Source organism: Pantoea sp. SGAir0215 (assembly GCF_043543215.1).
Window position 1 is genome coordinate 1,552,903 of sequence record NZ_CP028031.1, and the last position, 20,722, is coordinate 1,573,624.

Annotated in this window: 21 protein-coding genes; 18 read left to right on the forward strand and 3 right to left on the reverse strand. The window is 51.5% G+C overall.

Annotation, left to right across the window (positions count from 1 at the left end; all coding sequences use genetic code 11):
• Nucleotide 1: 1 nt before the first annotated feature.
• The 8 genes from proA (at nt 2) to lpxO (ending at nt 7,460) form a co-directional block, all read left to right on the forward strand.
• Nucleotides 2–1,255: a glutamate-5-semialdehyde dehydrogenase gene (proA, locus tag C1N64_RS07215; RefSeq protein WP_394515363.1), complete on the forward strand. Its 1,254-nt coding sequence runs from the start codon at nt 2–4 to the stop codon at nt 1,253–1,255.
• 359 nt (nt 1,256–1,614) lie between these two features.
• On the forward strand, nt 1,615–2,346 hold the full coding sequence (locus tag C1N64_RS07220; protein WP_039338546.1) for a S24 family peptidase: 732 nt from the start codon (nt 1,615–1,617) through the stop codon (nt 2,344–2,346).
• Nucleotides 2,347–2,765: 419 nt separating this feature from the next.
• On the forward strand, nt 2,766–3,044 hold the full coding sequence (locus C1N64_RS07225; protein ID WP_006118060.1) for a transcriptional antitermination N peptide: 279 nt from the start codon (nt 2,766–2,768) through the stop codon (nt 3,042–3,044).
• A 187-nt stretch (nt 3,045–3,231) separates the two neighbouring features.
• The gene (locus C1N64_RS07230; protein WP_033738569.1) at nt 3,232–3,699 is read left to right on the forward strand and encodes a lysozyme family protein; all 468 of its coding nucleotides are present in this window, start codon (nt 3,232–3,234) and stop codon (nt 3,697–3,699) included.
• Nucleotides 3,696–4,043 carry a DUF7940 domain-containing protein gene (locus tag C1N64_RS07235; RefSeq protein WP_006118062.1) on the forward strand — a complete coding sequence of 116 codons (348 nt, stop codon included), beginning with the start codon at nt 3,696–3,698 and terminating at the stop codon, nt 4,041–4,043. Before C1N64_RS07230 ends, C1N64_RS07235 begins: the two co-directional genes overlap by 4 nt.
• Nucleotides 4,040–4,333, forward strand: a complete 294-nt coding sequence (locus C1N64_RS07240) for a hypothetical protein (protein WP_033738571.1) — start codon at nt 4,040–4,042, stop codon at nt 4,331–4,333. Before C1N64_RS07235 ends, C1N64_RS07240 begins: the two co-directional genes overlap by 4 nt.
• 199 nt (nt 4,334–4,532) lie before the next feature.
• Entirely contained in the window at nt 4,533–6,281 is a 1,749-nt protein-coding gene (locus C1N64_RS07245) for a glycosyl hydrolase family 28-related protein (RefSeq protein ID WP_033738573.1), read from the forward strand.
• 270 nt (nt 6,282–6,551) lie between these two features.
• Nucleotides 6,552–7,460: a lipid A hydroxylase LpxO gene (gene lpxO, locus C1N64_RS07250; RefSeq protein ID WP_033738574.1), complete on the forward strand. Its 909-nt coding sequence runs from the start codon at nt 6,552–6,554 to the stop codon at nt 7,458–7,460.
• 66 nt (nt 7,461–7,526) lie between these two features.
• Here lpxO and dhaR read toward each other — a convergent pair whose 3' ends face one another.
• Nucleotides 7,527–9,443 carry a dihydroxyacetone kinase operon transcriptional regulator DhaR gene (gene dhaR, locus C1N64_RS07255; protein WP_205957313.1) on the reverse strand — a complete coding sequence of 639 codons (1,917 nt, stop codon included), beginning with the start codon at nt 9,441–9,443 and terminating at the stop codon, nt 7,527–7,529.
• A 101-nt stretch (nt 9,444–9,544) separates the two neighbouring features.
• Nucleotides 9,545–10,642 carry a glycerol dehydrogenase gene (locus C1N64_RS07260; protein WP_172913485.1) on the reverse strand — a complete coding sequence of 366 codons (1,098 nt, stop codon included), beginning with the start codon at nt 10,640–10,642 and terminating at the stop codon, nt 9,545–9,547.
• A gap of 586 nt (nt 10,643–11,228) precedes the next feature.
• On the opposite strand from C1N64_RS07260, the gene dhaK reads away from it, so the two are divergent.
• From dhaK to C1N64_RS07295, 7 genes are all read left to right on the forward strand, one after another.
• Nucleotides 11,229–12,299 carry a dihydroxyacetone kinase subunit DhaK gene (gene dhaK, locus C1N64_RS07265; protein WP_110268576.1) on the forward strand — a complete coding sequence of 357 codons (1,071 nt, stop codon included), beginning with the start codon at nt 11,229–11,231 and terminating at the stop codon, nt 12,297–12,299.
• Between the two features lie 10 nt (nt 12,300–12,309).
• Nucleotides 12,310–12,942 (forward strand): dihydroxyacetone kinase subunit DhaL, encoded by a 633-nt coding sequence (gene dhaL / locus C1N64_RS07270; RefSeq protein ID WP_394515364.1) that lies wholly within the window; start codon nt 12,310–12,312, stop codon nt 12,940–12,942.
• A gap of 10 nt (nt 12,943–12,952) precedes the next feature.
• Nucleotides 12,953–14,374 (forward strand): dihydroxyacetone kinase phosphoryl donor subunit DhaM, encoded by a 1,422-nt coding sequence (gene dhaM, locus C1N64_RS07275; protein WP_394515365.1) that lies wholly within the window; start codon nt 12,953–12,955, stop codon nt 14,372–14,374.
• A gap of 629 nt (nt 14,375–15,003) precedes the next feature.
• Nucleotides 15,004–15,441 (forward strand): hypothetical protein, encoded by a 438-nt coding sequence (locus tag C1N64_RS07280; RefSeq protein WP_269751041.1) that lies wholly within the window; start codon nt 15,004–15,006, stop codon nt 15,439–15,441.
• Nucleotides 15,442–15,639: 198 nt separating this feature from the next.
• Complete coding sequence (locus C1N64_RS07285) at nt 15,640–16,983, forward strand: CdiA C-terminal domain-containing protein (protein WP_394515366.1); 1,344 nt, start codon at nt 15,640–15,642, stop codon at nt 16,981–16,983.
• A gap of 9 nt (nt 16,984–16,992) precedes the next feature.
• Nucleotides 16,993–17,355: a hypothetical protein gene (locus C1N64_RS07290; protein ID WP_039338534.1), complete on the forward strand. Its 363-nt coding sequence runs from the start codon at nt 16,993–16,995 to the stop codon at nt 17,353–17,355.
• Nucleotides 17,356–17,542: 187 nt separating this feature from the next.
• Nucleotides 17,543–17,875, forward strand: a complete 333-nt coding sequence (locus C1N64_RS07295) for a DUF6572 domain-containing protein (RefSeq protein ID WP_172913475.1) — start codon at nt 17,543–17,545, stop codon at nt 17,873–17,875.
• Nucleotides 17,876–18,255: 380 nt separating this feature from the next.
• Here C1N64_RS07295 and C1N64_RS07300 read toward each other — a convergent pair whose 3' ends face one another.
• Nucleotides 18,256–19,170, reverse strand: coding sequence for a LysR family transcriptional regulator (locus C1N64_RS07300; RefSeq protein ID WP_394515367.1), 915 nt, complete (start codon nt 19,168–19,170; stop codon nt 18,256–18,258).
• 100 nt (nt 19,171–19,270) lie between these two features.
• Here C1N64_RS07300 and C1N64_RS07305 point away from each other — a divergent pair, with 100 nt between their 5' ends.
• From C1N64_RS07305 to C1N64_RS07315, 3 genes are all read left to right on the forward strand, one after another.
• Nucleotides 19,271–20,053, forward strand: coding sequence for an NAD(P)H-dependent oxidoreductase (locus C1N64_RS07305; RefSeq protein WP_394515368.1), 783 nt, complete (start codon nt 19,271–19,273; stop codon nt 20,051–20,053).
• 265 nt (nt 20,054–20,318) lie between these two features.
• The gene (cspA, locus tag C1N64_RS07310) at nt 20,319–20,531 is read left to right on the forward strand and encodes a transcription antiterminator/RNA stability regulator CspE (protein WP_006118073.1); all 213 of its coding nucleotides are present in this window, start codon (nt 20,319–20,321) and stop codon (nt 20,529–20,531) included.
• Between the two features lie 3 nt (nt 20,532–20,534).
• On the forward strand, nt 20,535–20,708 hold the full coding sequence (locus tag C1N64_RS07315; RefSeq protein WP_110268586.1) for a cold shock small protein YmcF: 174 nt from the start codon (nt 20,535–20,537) through the stop codon (nt 20,706–20,708).
• Nucleotides 20,709–20,722 lie beyond the last annotated feature (14 nt).

Consider the following 20,722-nt stretch of genomic DNA (forward strand, 5'->3'; position numbering starts at 1 on the left):
CATGCTTGAAGAAATGGGAAAGGCGGCGCGCGGCGCGGCCTGGAAACTGGCGGATCTGTCTGCGGCAGAAAAAAATCAGGTTTTGCTGACTATCGCCGATCGGCTTGAGGCAGAAAGCGAGGGGATCCTGGCGGCAAACGAGCAGGATCTGGCTGAGGCGCGGCAGAACGGCATGAGCGCCGCATTGCTCGATCGCCTGACGCTGACGCCCGCGCGCCTCAGTGCGATTGCCCACGATGTTCGCCAGGTCTGTCGGCTCGCCGATCCGGTAGGGCAGGTGATCGATGGTGGTTTACTGGACAGCGGCTTGCGCATTGAGCGCCGCCGGGTGCCGTTAGGGGTGATCGGCGTCATTTATGAAGCGCGTCCGAACGTCACGGTGGATGTGGCGAGCCTGTGCCTGAAAACCGGCAATGCGGCCATCCTGCGTGGAGGGAAAGAGACATGGCGGACGAACGCGGCTACCGTCCGGGTAATACAAAACGCTTTGCAGCAGCACGGCTTGCCATCAGCTGCCATTCAGGCGATTGAGAATCCGGATCGGGAACTGGTCAATCAACTGCTAAAACTGGACCGCTATGTGGATATGTTGATTCCGCGAGGGGGCGCCGGACTGCACAAACTCTGTCGCGAACATTCCACTATTCCGGTGATTACTGGCGGCATTGGCGTTTGCCATATGTATATCGACGACACGATGGATATCGACGCCGCGCTGGATATCATCGTGAATGCCAAGAAGCAGCGTCCGAGTGCCTGTAACTCCCTCGAAACGCTGCTGATCGACGCGGCCATGGCGGCGCGCTTTCTGCCCGCTTTTATGGCCCGCATGGCAGAGGAGAACATTCCGCTGCATGCTGATGCCAGTATCCTGAGTGAACTGCAGCAGGGACCGGCCAGCGTTACCGCCATCCAACAGGGCGATTACGACGATGAATGGCTGTCGCTTGATCTCAACGTTAAACGGGTTGCCGATATGGATGAAGCTATCGCGCATATTCGCGAGCACGGCACGCAGCACTCAGACGCTATCCTGACACGCAGCACACAAAATGCCGCGCGCTTTGTTAAGCAGGTTGACTCGTCTGCTGTTTACGTCAACGCCAGCACGCGCTTTACCGACGGGGCACAGTTTGGTCTGGGCGCGGAAGTCGCGGTCAGTACGCAAAAACTGCATGCCCGTGGTCCAATGGGCCTGGAGGCGCTGACGACCTATAAATGGATTGGCTGGGGAGACGACAGCCTGCGTGCATAACCGCATTTTAGTGAATAAAACGGGAGCCTGTGCAGGCTCCCGTTTTTTTTAGATGGCTTTTTTCGCACCACTCAATGGTAGAGTTTTTCGCCTGTTGGCCGCTTTTTAGTCAGTAAGAGGGAGGTTGTTCATCAGAAACGATGAAGGTAGGGCGCAATTTTTTACACAAGATTACTGAAAGGTGAGGTCAGACGCGGCTTAGCGCCTGATTTTATGCTTCGCTTGGCATAATAACGGTTAACAATAATCAAAAATGCCTGGCAATGCCGTTAGGTAGTCAACGGGCGGTAATATAAAATGAACTGGTAGCAATAACGAAAATAACATTCAGCACCTCTTTCATGGTTGATTATTAACTGATGGTTAAAAAAGAGAGTATCAAACAAGCGTTCACTGCCAGGCTGATCGCCGCGTGTGAAAGTGCGGGCATCACCGGTCATGGCCGAAATAAGCAGGTCGCCTGTGCGCTGCAACAGCAGGGTTGTCAGATTTCCGCACCCGGCGTGTGGAAATGGTTTAACGCGCAGTCCGTGCCCGATAACGGCAATCTTCTGGCGCTCAGCCAGTTACTGGGTGTCAGAGTAGAATGGTTGCAATATGGCATGGAGCAGACCCCGGAACCGTATTTACTGCAGGATATGCCGTGCCAAAAAAGCACGTTTCGCGTTAACAGTTTTGACCTGGGGCAAACGTCAGCAATGGGGGTTCCCGTCGGGGATGACTTCGTTGAAACGATTAAGGCTATCGAATACGGGCAGGAGGAAGCCCGCATCTTGTTCAGCGGCCGCCCGGCCGATCATATTCGGTTAATCGCAATGAACAGCGATGCCATGTCAGACACATTTGCCCCACGGGATCAGCTGTTTGTGGACATTAGCGTGCAGACATTCGACGGAGATGGCATCTACATCTTTACACTGGACGACAGACTTTACCTCAAACGCCTGCAACTGCAGCATAAAAGAATTGCTGTTATCTCAGATAATAAACGTTACGAGACTTGGTATCTGGACCGGAATGATGCGGGCAGTTTAACCGTTCTGGCAAAGGTGATCATGAGCCAGGCCAGGCAGTATCATATTCTGGGTTAGGCAATTCAGTCAGACTGATGATCCTTAAGTGAAAAAAATAATCGGTCTAAATTCAAAAAGTTAACTTATGGTAAAAAATAAATTAACCAGTGGTGTTTGATAAAGCATAAGAACCTGTTAATAATTTGAGCAGGGACGAAAAAAGTTGTTACCTCCAGGATGAAACGCTCTTAAACAATTGAGGCGCTGCACAAGCGCGAATCAACCCCCCAACGCTAATGAGCTTTGGGATGGGGTGGATGCGTACCGTGCAGTGTCATCAGATGCCGCCCGAACCCTTTGCTTACCCTTCCACCTGACTGATTATTCAGCCGGGAGGAGTGCCTGTGAACAGCATTCCGCGACGTTCAGGCGTGTTCAACGGAGCGAAAATGCTTGCCTGCCACCCTATCGCCAAAGACTCATTCACAGGAGGAGTTATGGCGATAATCCAGTATGGCAAAAGCGTTTTTACAGGCAATGCACGAACTCGCCGTCATCAGCGGCGTCAACCTCTTAACCGTCTCAAACACAGTATTGACGAAGCACTTAACTGTCCACCCGAAACCCGCACGCTTCGCCGCGCAGAGCAAATCTGTCAGCGGCAAGTGATATCGGCTGTTGATCGCGCGATTACCGCACCGCGCCTGAGAAGCCAGGAGATATCGGGATTTGATAATTGCTGCCTGCCACATGTTCATCTCTATGCGGTCCGTTGAACGAATTTTTCGTCACTGATTTTACGCCTGTCGCAGGCATCTCCATCCTTTCTGACCTTTTGTAAATGCTTCAATGCTGCTGCATGTTCACCCGACATCGCCGCTGCGTTTATCCCTGCACTAATCAGTTTGTTTTATGTTTTGTCAGTCCGGTCGGTTATGTCTGCATCGTCTATGAGGAGTTTTTATGAGCCAGATTATTGCAATTCTGAATTTTGAAGAGGGTTACGCCGAAATGCCGTATCTCGATACGCTGGGGTTTCCTACCGTTGCAGGCGGCATCCGTATTGGCCCAAAAGGCGCATCGCTAAGTAACTATGTCATGCGGGTTCCCCGGCGGGTCGGGGATGTCTGGAAGCAATGCATTCTGGAAAACAAGATCACAGATATGCAAAGCCGTGCGCCCATTAAGCTGGCGCTGGAGAAATGTAATGAGGCGCGTACCGATGTTCTGATGAGTATGGCCTATCAGCTTGGCGTAGATGGCATTTTGCAGTTTAAAAACATGCTCAACGCGATTGCCCAGGAAAACTTTGTTGAGGCCGGTGAGGCCATGCTCAACAGCCTGTGGGCGCGGCAGACACCGGGCCGTGTCCGGCGTCATGCCGAAGTGATGCGCAGCGGAAACTATGACGTCTACCGGGGGTTACTATGAGATGGTTACTTTTCATTATCGCGGTGTTAAGCGTCATTATCATTTTGCTGTTAATGCAGCGCTTCACCACGCTTCAGTTTGTTTCTCACGCCAAATTGTTGTTTAAAACCTGGTCTGTATGGCTTGCCTCGCTGGGATCGATGCTCAGTGCCTGGGTTCAGTCGTTTCCGTCTTCTGCGCTCAATGCCTGGCAAACGCTGCCGGAGGACGTAAAAAGCATTCTTCCCCACAACTATCTGGGTCTTATCGGTGCCTTCATGGTGGCGATGGGCGTGATTGCGCAGTTTGTTCGCCAGAAAACCCTGCTCAATGAAAAACGGCAAAGTAAGGAGATGGAGTCATGACGTTTTTTTCTCTGTTAACCAACGGCGGCTGGCACTGGTTGGCTGCGCTGGGTGCGCTGATGGCGGCTTTGGGAGCCAGTTACTTCGGTGGCAAAAAAATTGGCAAGGTGCAACAGCAGGCGCAGTCAGAAGCCGAGGGGGCCAGGCAAGAGGCAGACCGCCTGACGAAGATTACTCATCAACAGCAACACAATAGTGAGGAGGCGAAGCGTGTGGCGACTGATAACCTCAATCTTGATGATGCTGCTGCTCGCGACAAGTTGCAGCAGTCCAAATATAACCAGCCCTGAACCCATCATCTCTAACGATTCAGCCTGCATTCTCTTTTCCCCTATTTACACCCATGGCGATGACGCGCAGAAGGCAGACATTCGCACTGTGCGCGCCATCAATGCCCATAACGATCTCTGGGATGCCCTCTGTGGACATCCCTCATCGTCAAAATAGTTAACTAAATGATTTATAAAACCTTATCCTGAGGAGGATATCATGATTGAAGTCAACTCATTTGCTGAGCTGCGTACTACCGTGCCGTCAAAAGCAGGTGAAATTGCCGTGTTAAAACGCTACTACGACAAAGACTCCAGTTTCCGGGGCGGCGGTGATTTTGTGGGATTCACCGGCACCACCACGTTAAAAGACGATGGCGGTACAGTCGCCGTTGGCAATAACTTTTACTGGAAGCGTTCGATTAACGATCCACGTGAAGTTAACATCCTGCATTTTGGCGCGAAAGGCGATGGCGTAACCGATGACACCGATGCGTTTAAACGTATTCTTGGCTGGTCACAAACTTACAGCCAAAATATGAAAGGTTTACCGGTCCGTTTTCCCGGCGGACGTTTCCTGATCATGCCAATGGACCTGAGTGATACAGAAATGCCGTTCTTTGGTCTGGCCGGCGATGACCTGGCGCTGGGTTCTCTGCCTGGCACAACCCTTATCTCCGACAAAAGCGCCAATACGCTGTTTAAGGTTAAAGCCCGTAGGACGACGATCCGTGGTATCACCTGGGATGGGCAAGCCAGCGCGGATATTGTTGCCAATAAAGCCACCATCACCCCCGAGATGTGCAGCAACACTCAGCCTTTCTTTGAAAATATTTGTGTGGAAGGGCAAATCGTCAATATTAGCTGTTTTCGCGGCCAGCGCAGTGGCGGCACGATTTTTAAACTGCAGGACACGCTCGACAGTAAGTTTGAGCAAATCTACACCAATACCACCTACTCACGGGTGTTTGATATTGGCTGGTCAAATTCGCCCAATGGCGTGTGGGATCACTCCACGGCGGTTGAATTGTGCAACGCGAATTTCCAGACAGGCTATGGCGATGCCACGCTTTACATGCCGCGCATGACACAGGCGATTATGCGCAACGTGTGGATTGAACATACGCGTAATCCCGGCGATCTGTCTGATGGCGGCTGGACAATTGATACGCTCAACGTCGAAGACTGTAGTGCACCTTTAATCCTCAATAATGCGCGCGTGGTAATGCGCCATATTAACCTGCAGGCGGGCGCAAAGCTCAGTCAGGATCTGGTCACGGGCAAATGGCTTTCTACTTTCGAGTATGGCTATCGCCGCGACGAGAACTACGGCACGTTTATGAGTGGATCGCTACGGGCAGGGTACTTCAGTGGCTATAAAGTCGTGAATAATACTGCGACGGATAACTGGTATCGCCTGGGCCAGGTGTTTTTCCCTTCACCCAATCAGCAATGGGTTATTGAGTTGATTGGCAAAGCGGATAACACCACGCCTTCGGGAACTGCTACGTCACCCGTTAACATGCCGGGTACAGGGAAAACGTGGATCAACCTACAACGGCTGGATACCGTCTGGGCGGATGCCTGCCACATGGGTCAACCTGCTGTTATGGATATTCGCTACAACCGGGTGGGCACCACCTATGCTGGCGTGTGGGTCAAGCTGCGCGCTAACAGCGGTGAGACCATGTTTAACCTGAAAACGACCGGGCCGACGCGCTTTGACACCGGATCCTGCTCACTTTTCCAGAGTGATATGTCTCAGGTTGATGACGTCACAAAAGTCGGGACGCTAAAACCCGCTGCGCGCTTTGGTCTTCACAATGGTGTAGCGGGGCTGGGCGCCAATGAAAAAGGGGTGGTAACCCTGGCGACCGCAGAAGGCTCGCCGACAAATAAAACAACGCCGACCGGATTTGTGCTGATGAATATAAACGGCGTCGATCGGAAGGTGGCGTATTACGATTAGCATGCATACACATTCGCGAGGCTTCGGCCTCGCGACGTTTATTTACATGCTGGCAGATGTTGAAGTGTTATTGCGATGATCTGACGCGCTGTGCGGACAGATCGCTTCCGTTTTATAAACCTTTACTAAACAACCTGCCGTTATTCGCCATGAGTGATAACGCAAAGCGCACTGCATGACAAAAATTTTTACGTTTCAATACTAAAAATTAAAGTCCCAATAACTCTTCGCAAGAAACACTCCATTCTTGCAACACAAGGAACACGTTGTATGGTGGCTGCCATTATCATTGGTATTTTTATTATTAGCGTTATCTATGCGCACTCACGCGGTGTAGAAAAGCAAAAGTTTTCACGTCAGTTATTTGATCACTCGACCTTTATGGCGCCCATCAATATGTTTATGACGGGCTTCTCCAGGTTGCCGGCAAAACAGCCTTATTTCCCGACGGATGATTTTCCTGAACTTCGTCAGCTTACCGATAACTGGGAGGTTATCCGTGAGGAGGCGATACGGCTTCAGGATCACATCAAAGCGGCACAAAGCCATAATGATGCAGGTTTTAACACCTTCTTTAAACGTGGCTGGAAACGTTTTTACCTTAAGTGGTATAGCGATGTGCACCCTTCAGCACAGCAGCTGTGTCCTGTGACCACGGCACTGGTGAGTCAGATCCCGTCCATCAAAGCAGCCATGTTTGCAGAACTGCCTGCAGGCAGTCATTTAGGTAAACACCGCGATCCCTACGCGGGATCGGTGCGTTATCACCTTGGCCTGGTGACGCCCAATGACGACCGTTGTTTCATCGAAGTGGATCGCCAGCGCCATAGCTGGCGCGATGGTCAGGCGGTGATTTTTGACGAAACGTATGTGCACTGGGCGCAGAATGAAAGCGAGCAAACGCGCATTATTCTGTTCTGCGATATTGAGCGGCCGATGAAATGGCGCTGGGCACAGGCGGTTAATCACTGGGTTGGCAATACATTAATGTCGGCAGCCGCCTCGCCCAATGATGAGAATGACAAAACGGGATTCATTAACCGGATTTTTAAATACGTTAATGCTGTTCGCGATGCCGGACAGAAGCTGAAAAAGCGTAACCGGACCCTTTATTACTGGGTAAAACATAGCTTAATTGCCCTGATCTTTTTGGCGATCATTGTCCCGGGTATGATGTAGCAAAATAACAAGGCGGTCAGGCGCAGACTGACCGCCTCATTGGCTGGCGAATATAACCGACAGCCCTTACTTTAGTTTGAACTCACTGGCATCAATCGCATAGTGTTTCATTTTTCGCCATAAGGTGGTGCGTCCAATATTCAGCATCGCCGACATAGCCTGTACCTTGCCATGCGTCATTCGGGCTGCCTGAAGAATCGCTTCTTTTTCAATGGCGCGAAAAGACAAATCATCCGGCAACAACGCCGTGCCGGCAGTATTATCAGCCTGTTCAGAAAACAGTGATTCAGGCAGGTTGCTTAGCCGGATATGGCCATTTTCACTGCGGATCGCAATATTCTCGATTACGCTGTTGAGCTCAAAGTCATTGCCTGGCCATCCATACTGCATTAACTGCGTGATAACCTCGTCATCCACTTTAAAACGTGATGAAAACCGCTTTTCCAGCCTGCGCAACCGGGTGTTAATGAGACAGGGAATGCTGTGACGGCGCGCCCGCAGAGGCGGTATGGCAATTTCAAAGGAATGTAAGGCGTAATAAAGCTGACGGCTAAAACGATTCTGTTCCACAAGATGGGCCAGATTAGTGGTCGTTGTGGCAATCACTTTGATATCAACAGGAATAAGCCGCCGGGCATCCAGCCGGGTCAGTACGCCCTGTTTGATGACCTGAAGCAGCACAGACTGCTGAGCCGGAGTAAGATATTCAATCTTTTCCAAAAACAACGTGCCGCCGCTGGCCAGCGCCAGTCGGCTTAACCGGCCATCTTCATCCTCGCCGGGCGCACTGCCTGTAAAATCCTCTCCCAGAGAATTGTCGGCATAAAGTTGACAGTTAACCGCAATGTAGGGACCACTCGCCCGGTCGCTTTCATTATGAATCGCCTGGCTGAGTAGCTCTTTCCCCACGCCTTCTTCCCCACACAGTAAGACCGGAAAGCGGCCTTTTGCGGCCTGACGGCCGAAACAAACCAAACGTCGTGTTTCCGCATCTTCTTCAGGCATTTGTTCAAACGTATGGCTGACTTTGCCTAACTGACTGGTCATCAGCTGGCGCATCTGCTCAACCGGATGAAGCAGCAAAATAAAACTGTTGCCCTGGGGTTCAACAATCGGTTTCAACGTAATGACGGCATCCACAAACTGGTGCTGGCTTTCAAACGTGACCTCTACATGCTTCAGCGCCTGAACCTGGGTGATGGCCCGACGCAACAGGGCAGGCAGGGTCACCAAATCCGCCAGCATTTTTCCCTGACTGGTCAGCGCATTCAGATGCAACATCCGTGCGGCCCGGGCGTTGAGAAACTGCAACACGCCTTGCTCGTTCCAGGCCATCACGCCGTCATCCATGCTTTCCAGCAGGCCATTGAGTTGATTCAGATGGCGGTTGGACTCGGTAAGCAAAGTGTCCGTCAGTAACGAGTTGCCCACCTCACGGGCAATGGCTAACGTCAGAGAAAGATCTGACGATGCCTGCGTCTTGTCCTGGCAGGCCAGAGAAATGGAGCCAAATAAGCGACCATGATTATCAAATATTGGGGTTGAGCAGAAAAACCAGGGATGAAGGGCCCGTTTGAAGTGCTGTTCGCCGTGGGTCTTAATGGGCTGACCTTCAAGCGCCGCCAGCGATAAGGCACAGGTACCGATAATGCTTTCCGCACAATAGCTGCCATCCCGCATGCCTAATGTGTCAAGCTGCATCAGCGTTTCAGGCGCGCCGCAGCGGGTCAGAATACAGGCTGATTCGTCCAGAATGAGCAGCGCACAGGCACGGTTTTCCATGTATTCCCATGCATCCTCCAGCGTCGCCTGACCGAGGGTTATCAACGCGGCTTTACGTCGACATATGGATTCATAGGTCAGGCCCTGCGCCTGGTGTGGCGTCTGCCAGTTATCGCGTTGCATATATTTACTGCAGCGCTGCCATGACTGCGTAATCACCACTGAACCGTCATTATTGCTATGGGGAGGTAAACCCGTCATCACGTTTTCCGCCAGAAAACCATAGAAAATCCCTCTGACAGATCCGGTCAGAGGGACGCCTGGTGCCCGTGATACCCGGGCCAGCGGTTACCGGCAGTCGGCTAACGTGACAGCCACTGCTGCCCCAGCAGATCCGCAGTCACAATGGCTGCGTACACGCTGTGCGGTGTAACCGGGAACGGCATATTGTGGATGGTTTCGCCTTCCACGCAGGCCGCATGGGCAACCGCGCTTATTTTCTCTTCAATGCCGTGTTTCACTCCCATCTGTGCCAGCGTGACAGGCAGGCCCACTTTCTGGCAGAAGTTCAGCACGGTTTCGATCTCATCTGTCGGGCTGTTTTGCAGTACCAACTGCGCGAGCGTACCAAACGCCACTTTTTCGCCATGATAAAGATGATGGCACTCTTCCAGCACGGTAAATGCGTTGTGAATCGCATGAGCGGCAGCCAGACCGCTGCTCTCAAAACCAATACCACTCAGATAGGTGTTGGCTTCCACAATACGTTCCAGGGCTTCCGTGACGACGCCCGCCTGGGCGGCACAGCGCGCTTTTTCGCCCTCAGCCAGAAGCGTCTCATAGCACAGACGCGCCAGGCTTAACGCGGCCGCGGTCGATTTCCCTCCCGCCATACTGGTTGCGCCCGAGTCATAACAGGCTTTTGCTTCAAACCAGGTCGACAGGGCATCACCCATACCGGCGACCAGTAAGCGAACCGGGGCTTTGGCAATGATTGTAGTATCCATGACCACCATGTCAGGGTTTTTGGGATAGATCAGGTACTCAGCAAACTCACCGGATTCGGTATAAATGACCGACAGCGCGCTGGTGGGCGCATCCGTCGACGCGATGGTCGGGATCACCACCACCGGCAGTTTCAGATACCAGGCGACGGCTTTAGCGGTGTCCAGCGTTTTCCCCCCACCCAGTCCGATCACGCCCCGGCAGCCATGCTGTTCGACAAGGGCCATCAGGCGTTCTATTTCCGTCCGGCAACACTCCCCGTTAAAGCGTTCGGCATGGCAGGTCACACTGTGGCTGGCAAGGCCGGACAGGACCTGATCGCCCGCCAGTTTCATCACAACGTCATCGGCAATCACAAAAAAATGATTTGCCAGGTTTTTGGCATATTCCCCAAAGGACAACAAGGCATCGGGGCCCTGAATATATTTCGCTGGAGACTGAATAATTTTTGGCATTCCTTTCACCCTCAAGTAAGAACATGTTCGCAAGATGAACGCGCGCATCTTTCTGGCTCAGTTGGCGATGTGAGCCGGATGATGACCGGCGTACGCGACTCACTTTACGATCAACGGTGAGGGGAAATATTTTTGACGCCAACGTTCTTATATGGAACGCCATACGGCCAGTTATGTTCCATCCTGAAACAATAAACGCGCTCGAAAAGCCATGTTGCGATCGCGATCGCCTCTTAGCGGTTAAGAGACTACCCGGAACCCATGTGAGAGGAAGGACGCGACTGCGCGTCAGCCTGAGGGGATAAAACGCTTATCGCTCAGACAGATTGATCACATGCAACGATCCCGATTTCTTGCTTTGCCTCTCATTTTTCGCCGTAAGTGCGATAAAACGTTTCATAACGAAACATAATAACGCAGCAAAACGTTCCCTTATGGAACGCTGAAGAGGGGCATTTTTTTTCCTGTCGACTCCGTAAGAATCACTCCACCGACGCGCTGCTTTTCGCCGTCTCGCTCTCCTGATAATGCTGTCCCTTTTGCTGAGGCAAGAGCGGCGGCAAACCGATGCTAACGGAGCATACCCATGAAAAAGCTGATTAATCGTGTGGAAGATGTATTGAGTGAACAACTTGCAGGCTTCGCTCGTGCCCATCCTGAACTGACGCTGCATCAGGATCCAGTTTGTATGACGCGCGCCGATGCGCCTGTCGCCGGAAAGGTTGCCTTACTGTCGGGCGGCGGAAGCGGCCATGAACCGATGCACTGCGGATTTATTGGTCCGGGCATGCTTTCGGGTGCCTGCCCGGGTGAGATTTTCACCTCGCCAACGCCGGATAAAATGTATGAATGCGCCATGAAAATTGACGGTGGTGAAGGCGTACTGATGATAGTCAAAAATTACACCGGTGATATTCTCAACTTCGAAACCGCCACCGAGCTGCTGCACGAAAGCGGTGTAAAAGTCACCACAGTGGTGGTTGACGATGACGTGGCCGTAAAAGACAGTCTCTACACGACAGGACGACGTGGTGTGGCGAATACGGTACTGATTGAAAAACTGCTTGGCGCCGCAGCGGAGCGGGGCGATTCACTGGAAGCCTGTGCGGCGCTGGGACGTAAACTCAATAACCTGGGCCACTCGATCGGTATTGCGTTAGGCGCCTGTACCGTGCCCGCCGCCGGCAAACGCTCGTTCGAACTTCAGGACAACGAAATGGAGTTCGGTGTAGGGATTCATGGCGAACCCGGCATCGACCGCCGTACTTTTACCTCGCTGGACAAGACGGTCGATGAGATGTTCGACACGCTGCTGGAGAATGGCAACTACAGCCGTACCCTACGTCACTGGGATCAAAACAGCGGAAGCTGGCAAGAGGTTAAACACAGTAAGCAGGCATTAACCCGCGGCGATCGTGTGATTGCGCTGGTTAATAATCTGGGCGCTACGCCACTGTCAGAACTGTATGGTGTTTATAACCGCCTGGCTCAGCGTTGCGACGAAAGCGGCATCACTATCGCGCGAAATCTGGTGGGCAGTTACTGCACGTCGCTGGATATGGTGGGCTTTTCCATCACGCTGTTAAGCGTGGATGATGAGGCCCTGTCACTGTGGGATGCCCCGGTACACACACCTGCCCTGAACTGGGGCTGTTAAGGAGTTCGACATGTCACTTACCCGCGCCCAAATTGTGAACTGGCTTTACCGCTGTGGTGAAGTTTTTACCCGTGAAAGTGATTTTCTCACCGGCCTGGATCGCGAAATTGGCGACGCCGATCACGGCTTAAATATGCACCGGGGTTTCAGTAAGGTGGTCGAGAAGCTGCCCGCGATTGCCGATAAGGATATTGGCTTTATCCTCAAAAATACCGGCATGATGCTGCTTTCCAATGTGGGCGGTGCCAGCGGGCCGTTGTTTGGCACTTTCTTTATCCGGGCGGCGCAGGTCACACAGGCACACCAGAGCCTGACGCTGGAAGAGCTGTATCAAATGATACGCGAAGGGGCCGAAGGCGTGGTGAATCGAGGAAAAGCGGAACCCGGCGATAAAACGATGTGTGATGTCTGGCTTGCGGTGGTGGCGTCACTGCGGCACGCCAGTGAGCAAAATATGTCGGTCATCGCCGCGCTGGATGCCGCCTGCGAGCAGGCAGAAACGGCCGCTCACGCCACCATTACAATGCAGGCCCGCAAAGGCCGCGCCAGTTACCTGGGAGAGCGCAGTATTGGTCATCAGGATCCGGGGGCAACATCGGTGATGTTTATGATGCAGATGCTGGCTGCCGCCGCCAAAGCTTAAGGAGAAGCACATGGTAAATCTGGTGATCGTGTCACACAGTGCGTTGCTGGGTAACGGCGTGGAGATGCTGGCGCGACAAATGTTAACCGGCGATCGCTGCAAGCTGGCGGTCGCTGCCGGCATTGACGATCCTGATCATCCCATTGGCACGGATCCCGTGAAAGTGATGGCGGCGATCGAATCGGTGGCAGATGCGGATCATGTTCTGGTCATGATGGACATGGGAAGTGCGCTGTTAAGTGCAGAAACGGCGCTTGAGCTGCTTGATCCTGCCATTGCGGCCAAAGTGCGTTTGTGTGCTGCACCGCTGGTGGAAGGTACGCTGGCGGCAACCGTCAGTGCGGCGGCGGGTGCCGATATCGAAAAGGTGATGACGGTGGCCATGAAGGCGCTGGAGGCGAAGCATGCACAACTGGGTATTGCACCTGATAGTGCCGTTGCCAGCGTCGTCACCGTTAACCCACACGAGGACGCACAATCGGTCACGGTGACCGTAAAAAATCACCATGGCCTGCACGTCCGTCCTGCTTCACGGCTTGTGACCACGCTGGCTGGCTTTGATGCGGAGTTGGTACTGAAAAAAGATAACCAGTGTGTCACGCCAGACAGTCTCAACCAGATTGCTCTGCTGCAGGTGCGCTGTAACGATCAGATTACCTTGTCGGCACGTGGCCCCGAAGCGGGCGCTGCGCTGGCAGCGTTCACCTCTCTGGCGGCGGAAAATTTTGGCGAGCAACCTGAAACGATGTCGCTCAGGACAACGGTACCGGACACGGGACAGGTGCAGGGTAAAGCGGTGTTTTATCCCTTGCCGCTGGCGCAGCCTGACCGGCGTCCATGTGCCGATGAGCAGCAGGAATGCCGACGGCTGAAGCAGGCAATCGCTGACACTCTCTGTGATCTGGATGCGCTGCATAAACGGGCAGAAGCGAATTATGGCGAGGCGGTAGCCGCTATTTTCGCCGGGCATCACACGTTGCTGGATGATGCAGATATGTTTGATGAAGCCTGCGAGAAGATTCGTGCGGCGCGGTGCTGTGCCGAATCCGCCTGGTATGAGGTACTCATGGCGCTGAGTCAGCAATACCGGCAAATGGATGATGCTTACCTGCAGGCGAGATTTATCGATATTCAAGACATCCTGCACCGCACCCTGTGTCACCTTAGCGGTCGTGAGATTACGCTTCCAACACCGGATGTCCCCGCGATTCTGATTGCCGATGACATCTTTCCCTCTGCGGTCGCCAGTCTGGATGTGAAGCAGATAAAAGGCATTTGCCTGCGGGAGGGCAGTGCGCTCTCTCACGCTGCCATTATTGCCCGCGAAGCCGGTGTTGCCTTTCTCTGTCAGCAGGGTGATATGCTGGATATCATTCAGCCAGAGGACAGGCTGATGATAGATGTCGCCGGGCAACAGATCAGAAGTCTTTAGCGCTTTTCATTCGCCCCTGATGAGGTCTTCGGGGGCTTAATTTCCCTTAAAAGACCGCAATTGTACGTTGATTTTAATATCAATTTCTTATTAACAGGGCGGTGGTTGCGGCTCAGTAGGTCAGTCAAAGGGGCAATAGGAGTTTGGCTGCCAATCAGGTGATGAACGCCGTTTTAACTGGTGTACAGATCTGTCAGCCAGTGAGGGACAGGATGATCCAGCCAACGTCGTTGGCATCAGCATTTCATTCTCAATACAGCAACACAACTCAGAACCAACTTTGCAATCTCATTTAGTCAGCGGCTCAATTAATAACTGAGGCCGGAATCGGATTATCAACGCCACCTGAAAAAGTCATGGGCCCTGCCAACGGAGAATTAGTTAATTACGGCAGTCAGCTGACAGGGCGTGGCGATTTAGCATTACCTACGGTAAATAAAATCGCTCTGTCAGGCGCGACATGAAAGAGTCCAGTTATGGCTCATGCGGCAGCTTCACTTTTGTCTCTATAACAAGGTCCGGTTAAATCTCAGGCCGGGGCGGATAAAAACCGTCTGGATACGGGAACGCTGGGTTTTACCGATCTGCATAACGCGGCCGACTACAAAACGGAACATCAGGACATCGGCATGAGCTCGGGTGCCAGCATGGCGGGCCAGTTCGCCGGGAATATGGCTAACACCATGCTGGCAGGCGCTGACGGAAAAGGGCATGCTGAAGGAACTACCCGGTCAGCGGTGGCTGACGGGACGATAGTGGTGCGTAATCAGGCTGACCAGAAGCAGGATACCGCCACGCTGAGTCGCGACACGGCACATGCCAACGACAGCATCAGCCCGATCTTTAACAAAGAGAAAGAACAGCAGCGACTGCAGACCGCGCAGATGATTGGCGAGATTGGCAGCCAGGTGGGCGATATTGTCGAAACGCAGGGCGCAATTGAAGCGACGCGCGCTGCAAATAATGACATGAAGCAGGCTAGTCCGGAAAAACTGCAGCAGGCTAAAACGGACTGGGAAAAAGCGAATCCGGGCAAGACGCCGACCAGTGAGCAAATCAGCAAGTAGGCCTGGCAGAGCTATTACGATAGTGCGCTCAGTGCTTCGCCTTTCGCTGTGGGTGGCAGCGTACAGCGCATTGTCACAGCCGCAACGGCTGCCGTACAGGGACTGGCTTCGGGTGATATCCGCGCCGCCGCCGGGGGCGCAGCCCCCTATATTGCCAACCTGATCGGGCATTCAGATTTAGACCCGGCCGGCCGGTTAATGGCGCATGCGGTTGTCAATGCGGCGCTTGCGGCCGCCCAGGACAAAAATATCGCAGCAGGGGCCGCAGAGGCGGTGACAGGCGAGCTGACCGGCATGCTGGCGAGCGAAATCTACGGCAAGCAGCCCTATGAGATGGATGACAGGGAGAAAGAAACCGTATCGGCGCTGGCAACACTGGCAGCGGGTCTTTCTGGCGGTCTGGCGGGGAGCGGAGCTGCAGATATGGTTACCGCTGCTCAGGCCGGGAAGGTTACGGTTGAGAATAACTTCCTGAGCGTGCAGAAAGCAGAAATACTGAATAAATCCATCGAGGAGCAGAAAGCCGGTAAAAACCTGTTAGAGGCTTCACAGAATATCGTCAGGCTGACGAATGAAGATCGAGCCAGTAATGTGTTGCTGCAAAAGTTCCAATCAGGGCAACCACTGACAGAAGGCCAAAAGCAAGATCTGGCTGGATTACTTAACCAGTATGGTTATGAACTTCAGTCTATATACGGATATACCCCACAACGAGCGGCTGACGCTATTCAGTCTCTGCTTGCAGGCAAGGCGTTTGTTGCCTCAACAGGAGATACCAAAGCATACAACGAGGCGCTGAGTTATCTGAAAGGGTATAGCGTGCAATCCGGCCAAGCTGCAATAGGAACCGATGTTTTACTCGCTTTGCCGGGTGCTCCGGGGATTATTGCACGTTCAACGCTGGCAGCTGGTGGGGGTTATCAAGCCGGTACTGGAATCGGCCAGGTCATTGATGGTAACTATAGCAACGGGGCATTAAACATAGGTCTTGGTACGGCTGCTATATTTGGTAGTATGGCTGCGCAAAGTGCCATATCTAAGCCGAGCGGAACAAATTTTATTTCTGGTGATACGAGTTTATCGCGGAACAGCACTATCGGTAATGCTGAAGCTGCTGCGGCTGATAATGTTGGAAATGCTACAACCGGTTCTCTAAGCGGTCAGCCAACTAAGCTACCGCCGAATGCATCAGCAGAAAATATACGTTCACTACAACGAGAAAACGAAGGTGCTGTGATCCTGTCTCAAAATGGTTATCATGTTGAGCAGAATCCCGTAACTGCAGGGGTTAAAAACCCAGATTATAAAATTAATGGTGAGGTGTTCGATAATATCGCCCCTAAAACAAACTCGGTTCGCAATATCTATGACCGGGCTTTAGAAAAAGTGAATAGTGGTCAAACAAACAATGTTGTTATCAACTTGGCCGATACAAAAGCAAGTGTCAGTGATTTGCAAAAACAATTTAGTGATTGGCCAATAAAAGGGTTAGAAAAGGTTATTGTGATCGACCAGTCAGGAAAACCAATAAGAATTAAGTAAGGCGGGTAAATGTCAATTGATATAGCGTGTTACACATCAATAAGTATTGATGATCTGAGGGAAAGATTAAGTGTGGTGAAGGAAAAGTACGGCCATCTCTTTGATGGCCCATATCTTCTTTTTGAACCACATATAATCTTAAGTGGTCAGCAGCTTGCGTTGCTTGATGATCGTGTTAAGAAGTACAATCATGAGACTAAGTTATCAATTGCTGAAGAGTATGGACTAAAAGAGCCAAAATCTTATTTTATGATTGCAGTGAATGACAAATCCTTTCCTGAGTTGAATACTTCTGGAATAGCAGACGTGTTCAGGCGAGAGTTAGGGGAAGGAAATATCATTGTGCTTTTAAATGGTGAAGATCTAATCTAGATCTTGTTGTAAGCACAGCCGTTTTAGCTCTAGGTGCTTTTTGAGGTTTCCGGGGAATGACCTTTCCCCAAAATTAATGCAGTGATAAATCAGAGATCTTCGTCTTTTTGACCCAAAGAAAATGAGGCACTAAAATTCCGCCAACCCAAGTGATTATTATTAGGCCGGAAAGTAAAAGGGAGTAACTATGTCAATTGAAGAAGTAAATAAGGTCGATTTTATCAATGCATCGGATGAAGATGATGAGCTTGTACTTTTGGGTATTACAGATCATTTATCATGGGAGGATGATATTAATGGGCATTTGCTTTTGCTTCAAGATAAAGTAAATGCTTACTTAAACTTCATTCTTAGTGATCAAATGAGAGAGTTATCTCCCGCTTTATGTGGGAAAAGTAAATTCTGCATTCAGGTTTTTTTTAAATTTTTACCGCCGAAAGAAGTTGATGATTTTGTTTCTAAATTTCAAGTGGCATTAAAAGAGTACAATATTGATTTGATTAGTCACCATGTTGGTTGATTTTTAAAAAAGATTTTTATAAAATTGCATGCTATCGTTTTTATTTGAAGCTATGGGGCATTAAGCCATCTTATAATTTTTTTTGATGCTTAAGTTGGGTTTTTTGATGGAAATGATTAAGAGATTAACGAGACTTGCTTGCTTTTTAGAATGTTTGTCTGCTTGGCGAATTGATAGCTTTCAGATGTTTTGGATGAAAATATACATAATTATATTTTTTGAACGTTGATTTTGTTATGAACATAATTGTACAGAAGATTTTATATATTTAAGTTGAAATTTTTAGCGACAGAGCAATCTGTTACGTCTTTTATATGCGCCTTTACGAAAGAATGGCAAAGCGTCTTTTTTTTAAAGTTCAACACTATATAGGTTCAGCATTATTGCATAACCTCACCATTCCAACGCCCATCCTGAAACCTCCCCACCACCCGCTCCCTTAACCACCTGTGCCCCAAATCCCGGTGCGATCGCGCATGCCACAGCATCACCAGCTCAAAGCCTGGAATCGCCATCGGCGGTAGCACGGTCATTAATCCCGGCATCATCGCCGCCACTCTCTCCGGCATCAAGGCGACTAGGTCAGTCGTGCTTAGCACGCTGCCCATCAGCAAAAAGTGGGGCACAGAGAGCACCACTTTCCGGCTCAATCCTCTGGCTTCCAGCACCGTATCCGTCACCCCACGAAAGCCGCCGCCGTCTGGCGACACCACCACATGCTCCAGCGCGCAGAGCGCTTCGGCGGTGATAGCAGAATGCAGGGCGGGATGACCCTGACGGCCTGCCACCACATAGCGCTCCTGAAACAGTGGGCGGACATGTAATCCCTCTGGCACGCCTTCACGCAGATGAAACACCAGGTCTACTGTGCCTTTTTCCAGTTGCTGCGCGATGAGGGCCGGTTTCATTTCCAGTATCGCAAGCCGGGTGCCCGGTGCTTCCTGACGTAAGGTATTCATCAACGGCACCAGCGCGGTCTGCGCACCATAATCCGTGGCGGCAATGCGCCAGGTGATGTCTGCCTCGGCGGGCACAAAGGGTCCCGGCTCGGCTACGACTTCATCGATTCTGGCAACCAGTTCTTCAAGCGAAGGGCGTAATCCTTCTGCTCGTGCCGTGGGACGCATACCATGGGAAACCGGAATCAGTAGCGGATCGTTAAATAAAGTACGCAGGCGTTCCAACCGGGCACTGACGGAAGGCTGGGAAAGGTTTAACCGTTCAGCGGCACGGCTGACGCTGTTTTCCTGTAGCAGGACGTTTAACGTGATCAACAAATTCAGATCGGGCTTCATGGTATCAGTCCTGTCTATAGCGACTATCCGTTCCTTTACTTTTACTGATAGCACAATCAGGCGCAGGCTACCTGTCTCTTTTATCAATACGGGATAGTTTATGAATGTGTTAATCGTTGTTGCTCACCCTGAACCCCGCTCGCTTAATGGTGCGCTGGCGCGTTTTTCCGTCAGTCATCTGCAACAACTGGGCCATCAGGTGCGCGTTTCCGATCTCTATGCCATGAACTGGGAGGCACGCGTAACGCCTGCCGACACACAACATCGCCAACATGCCGAACGGTTTACTCCCTCACTGGAATCCACTCAGGCTTTTGAAGGCGGTTTTCAAAGCGAAGACATTCAGCAGGAACAGGAAAAACTACTGTGGGCCGATGCGGTGATTTTACAGTTCCCGTTATGGTGGTTTTCGATGCCCGCCATCTTGAAAGGCTGGATCGATCGTGTTTATGCCTGCGGGTTTGCCTACGGCGTAGGCGAACATTCAGATACGCACTGGGGCGATCGCTACGGTGAAGGTACGCTGGCAGGGAAGCGCGCCATGCTGGTGGTCACGATGGGCGGATGGGCGTCGCATTACAGTCCGCGCGGCATCAATGGGCATATTGATGACATTCTGTTTCCCATTCAGCATGGCATTCTGTTTTACCCCGGCTTTGACGTGCTGCCGCCGTTCACGGTTTACCGTACCGGCCGGATCGATAGCGTACGTTTTGATGCGCTGTGTCAGGAACTGAGTAAGCGGCTCGATAACCTGTTTATTACTTCACCTGTGGGCTATTATCGGCAAAACGGCGGGGATTACGCGATCCCCGAGTTAACCTTGCGTGACGATCTGGCAGCCGGTGAGCAGGGCCACAGAATCCACATTCGCCAAGGCTGAGGGCAGAACAGGGCAGAGGCACGTCGTCTGGCTTATCTGCCCTGTTTGCATCGATTTCAAAATAACCCTTGCATGCAACGCGAGGATGTGACCTAATGAATCGTCGGTTTGATTAACAGACGCTATCAAAGTAAGTATCTACAGCAGTTCTCATCTCTAAGCCTGTCGCGAGACATTCCTTCTTTTTGAGTCTTCTCTTACGTTCTGATTGAAATCTGTTCTCAGGCCATTACGCCGGAAGGCTCAATTATTTAAGGAATTAAACATGTCTAACAAAATCCGCGGTACCGTTAAATGGTTCAACGCTGAGAAAGGCTTCGGTTTCATCTCTCCTCAGGACGGCAGCAAAGATGTATTCGTACACTTCTCTGCAATCCAGGGTACTGATTTCCGTACTTTAGATGAAGGTCAACAAGTTGAATTTACAGTAGAAAATGGTGCTAAAGGCCCAGCTGCTGCAAACGTTGTTGGTCTCTAAGGACTGAAAATTACGCGTTTCAAGTGTCCTCACTGTAATGGCTCGCAGTACCGTACATCACATTTCGATGTGACAAGAGCCAACCCGCATGGAGCAAAATGCATTTTTTGCAAAACGGTCGTTGTTCAGATTAACGCGACAAGGATTGCAACTCAGAGTCAGCCACAGGCGCTCTGAAAAGGCTAAAGAGC

Bases quoted from the DNA above. Each gene is read 5' to 3' on its own strand.
- proA (WP_394515363.1), top strand. From the start codon at position 2: ATGCTTGAAGAAATGGGAAAGGCGGCGCGCGGCGCGGCCTGGAAACTG.
- C1N64_RS07220 (WP_039338546.1), top strand. From the start codon at position 1,615: ATGGTTAAAAAAGAGAGTATCAAACAAGCGTTCACTGCCAGGCTGATC.
- C1N64_RS07225 (WP_006118060.1), top strand. From the start codon at position 2,766: ATGGCGATAATCCAGTATGGCAAAAGCGTTTTTACAGGCAATGCACGA.
- C1N64_RS07230 (WP_033738569.1), top strand. From the start codon at position 3,232: ATGAGCCAGATTATTGCAATTCTGAATTTTGAAGAGGGTTACGCCGAA.
- C1N64_RS07235 (WP_006118062.1), top strand. From the start codon at position 3,696: ATGAGATGGTTACTTTTCATTATCGCGGTGTTAAGCGTCATTATCATT.
- C1N64_RS07240 (WP_033738571.1), top strand. From the start codon at position 4,040: ATGACGTTTTTTTCTCTGTTAACCAACGGCGGCTGGCACTGGTTGGCT.
- C1N64_RS07245 (WP_033738573.1), top strand. From the start codon at position 4,533: ATGATTGAAGTCAACTCATTTGCTGAGCTGCGTACTACCGTGCCGTCA.
- lpxO (WP_033738574.1), top strand. From the start codon at position 6,552: ATGGTGGCTGCCATTATCATTGGTATTTTTATTATTAGCGTTATCTAT.
- dhaR (WP_205957313.1), bottom strand. From the start codon at position 9,443: ATGACGGGTTTACCTCCCCATAGCAATAATGACGGTTCAGTGGTGATT.
- C1N64_RS07260 (WP_172913485.1), bottom strand. From the start codon at position 10,642: ATGCCAAAAATTATTCAGTCTCCAGCGAAATATATTCAGGGCCCCGAT.
- dhaK (WP_110268576.1), top strand. From the start codon at position 11,229: ATGAAAAAGCTGATTAATCGTGTGGAAGATGTATTGAGTGAACAACTT.
- dhaL (WP_394515364.1), top strand. From the start codon at position 12,310: ATGTCACTTACCCGCGCCCAAATTGTGAACTGGCTTTACCGCTGTGGT.
- dhaM (WP_394515365.1), top strand. From the start codon at position 12,953: ATGGTAAATCTGGTGATCGTGTCACACAGTGCGTTGCTGGGTAACGGC.
- C1N64_RS07280 (WP_269751041.1), top strand. From the start codon at position 15,004: ATGAGCTCGGGTGCCAGCATGGCGGGCCAGTTCGCCGGGAATATGGCT.
- C1N64_RS07285 (WP_394515366.1), top strand. From the start codon at position 15,640: ATGGCGCATGCGGTTGTCAATGCGGCGCTTGCGGCCGCCCAGGACAAA.
- C1N64_RS07290 (WP_039338534.1), top strand. From the start codon at position 16,993: ATGTCAATTGATATAGCGTGTTACACATCAATAAGTATTGATGATCTG.
- C1N64_RS07295 (WP_172913475.1), top strand. From the start codon at position 17,543: ATGTCAATTGAAGAAGTAAATAAGGTCGATTTTATCAATGCATCGGAT.
- C1N64_RS07300 (WP_394515367.1), bottom strand. From the start codon at position 19,170: ATGAAGCCCGATCTGAATTTGTTGATCACGTTAAACGTCCTGCTACAG.
- C1N64_RS07305 (WP_394515368.1), top strand. From the start codon at position 19,271: ATGAATGTGTTAATCGTTGTTGCTCACCCTGAACCCCGCTCGCTTAAT.
- cspA (WP_006118073.1), top strand. From the start codon at position 20,319: ATGTCTAACAAAATCCGCGGTACCGTTAAATGGTTCAACGCTGAGAAA.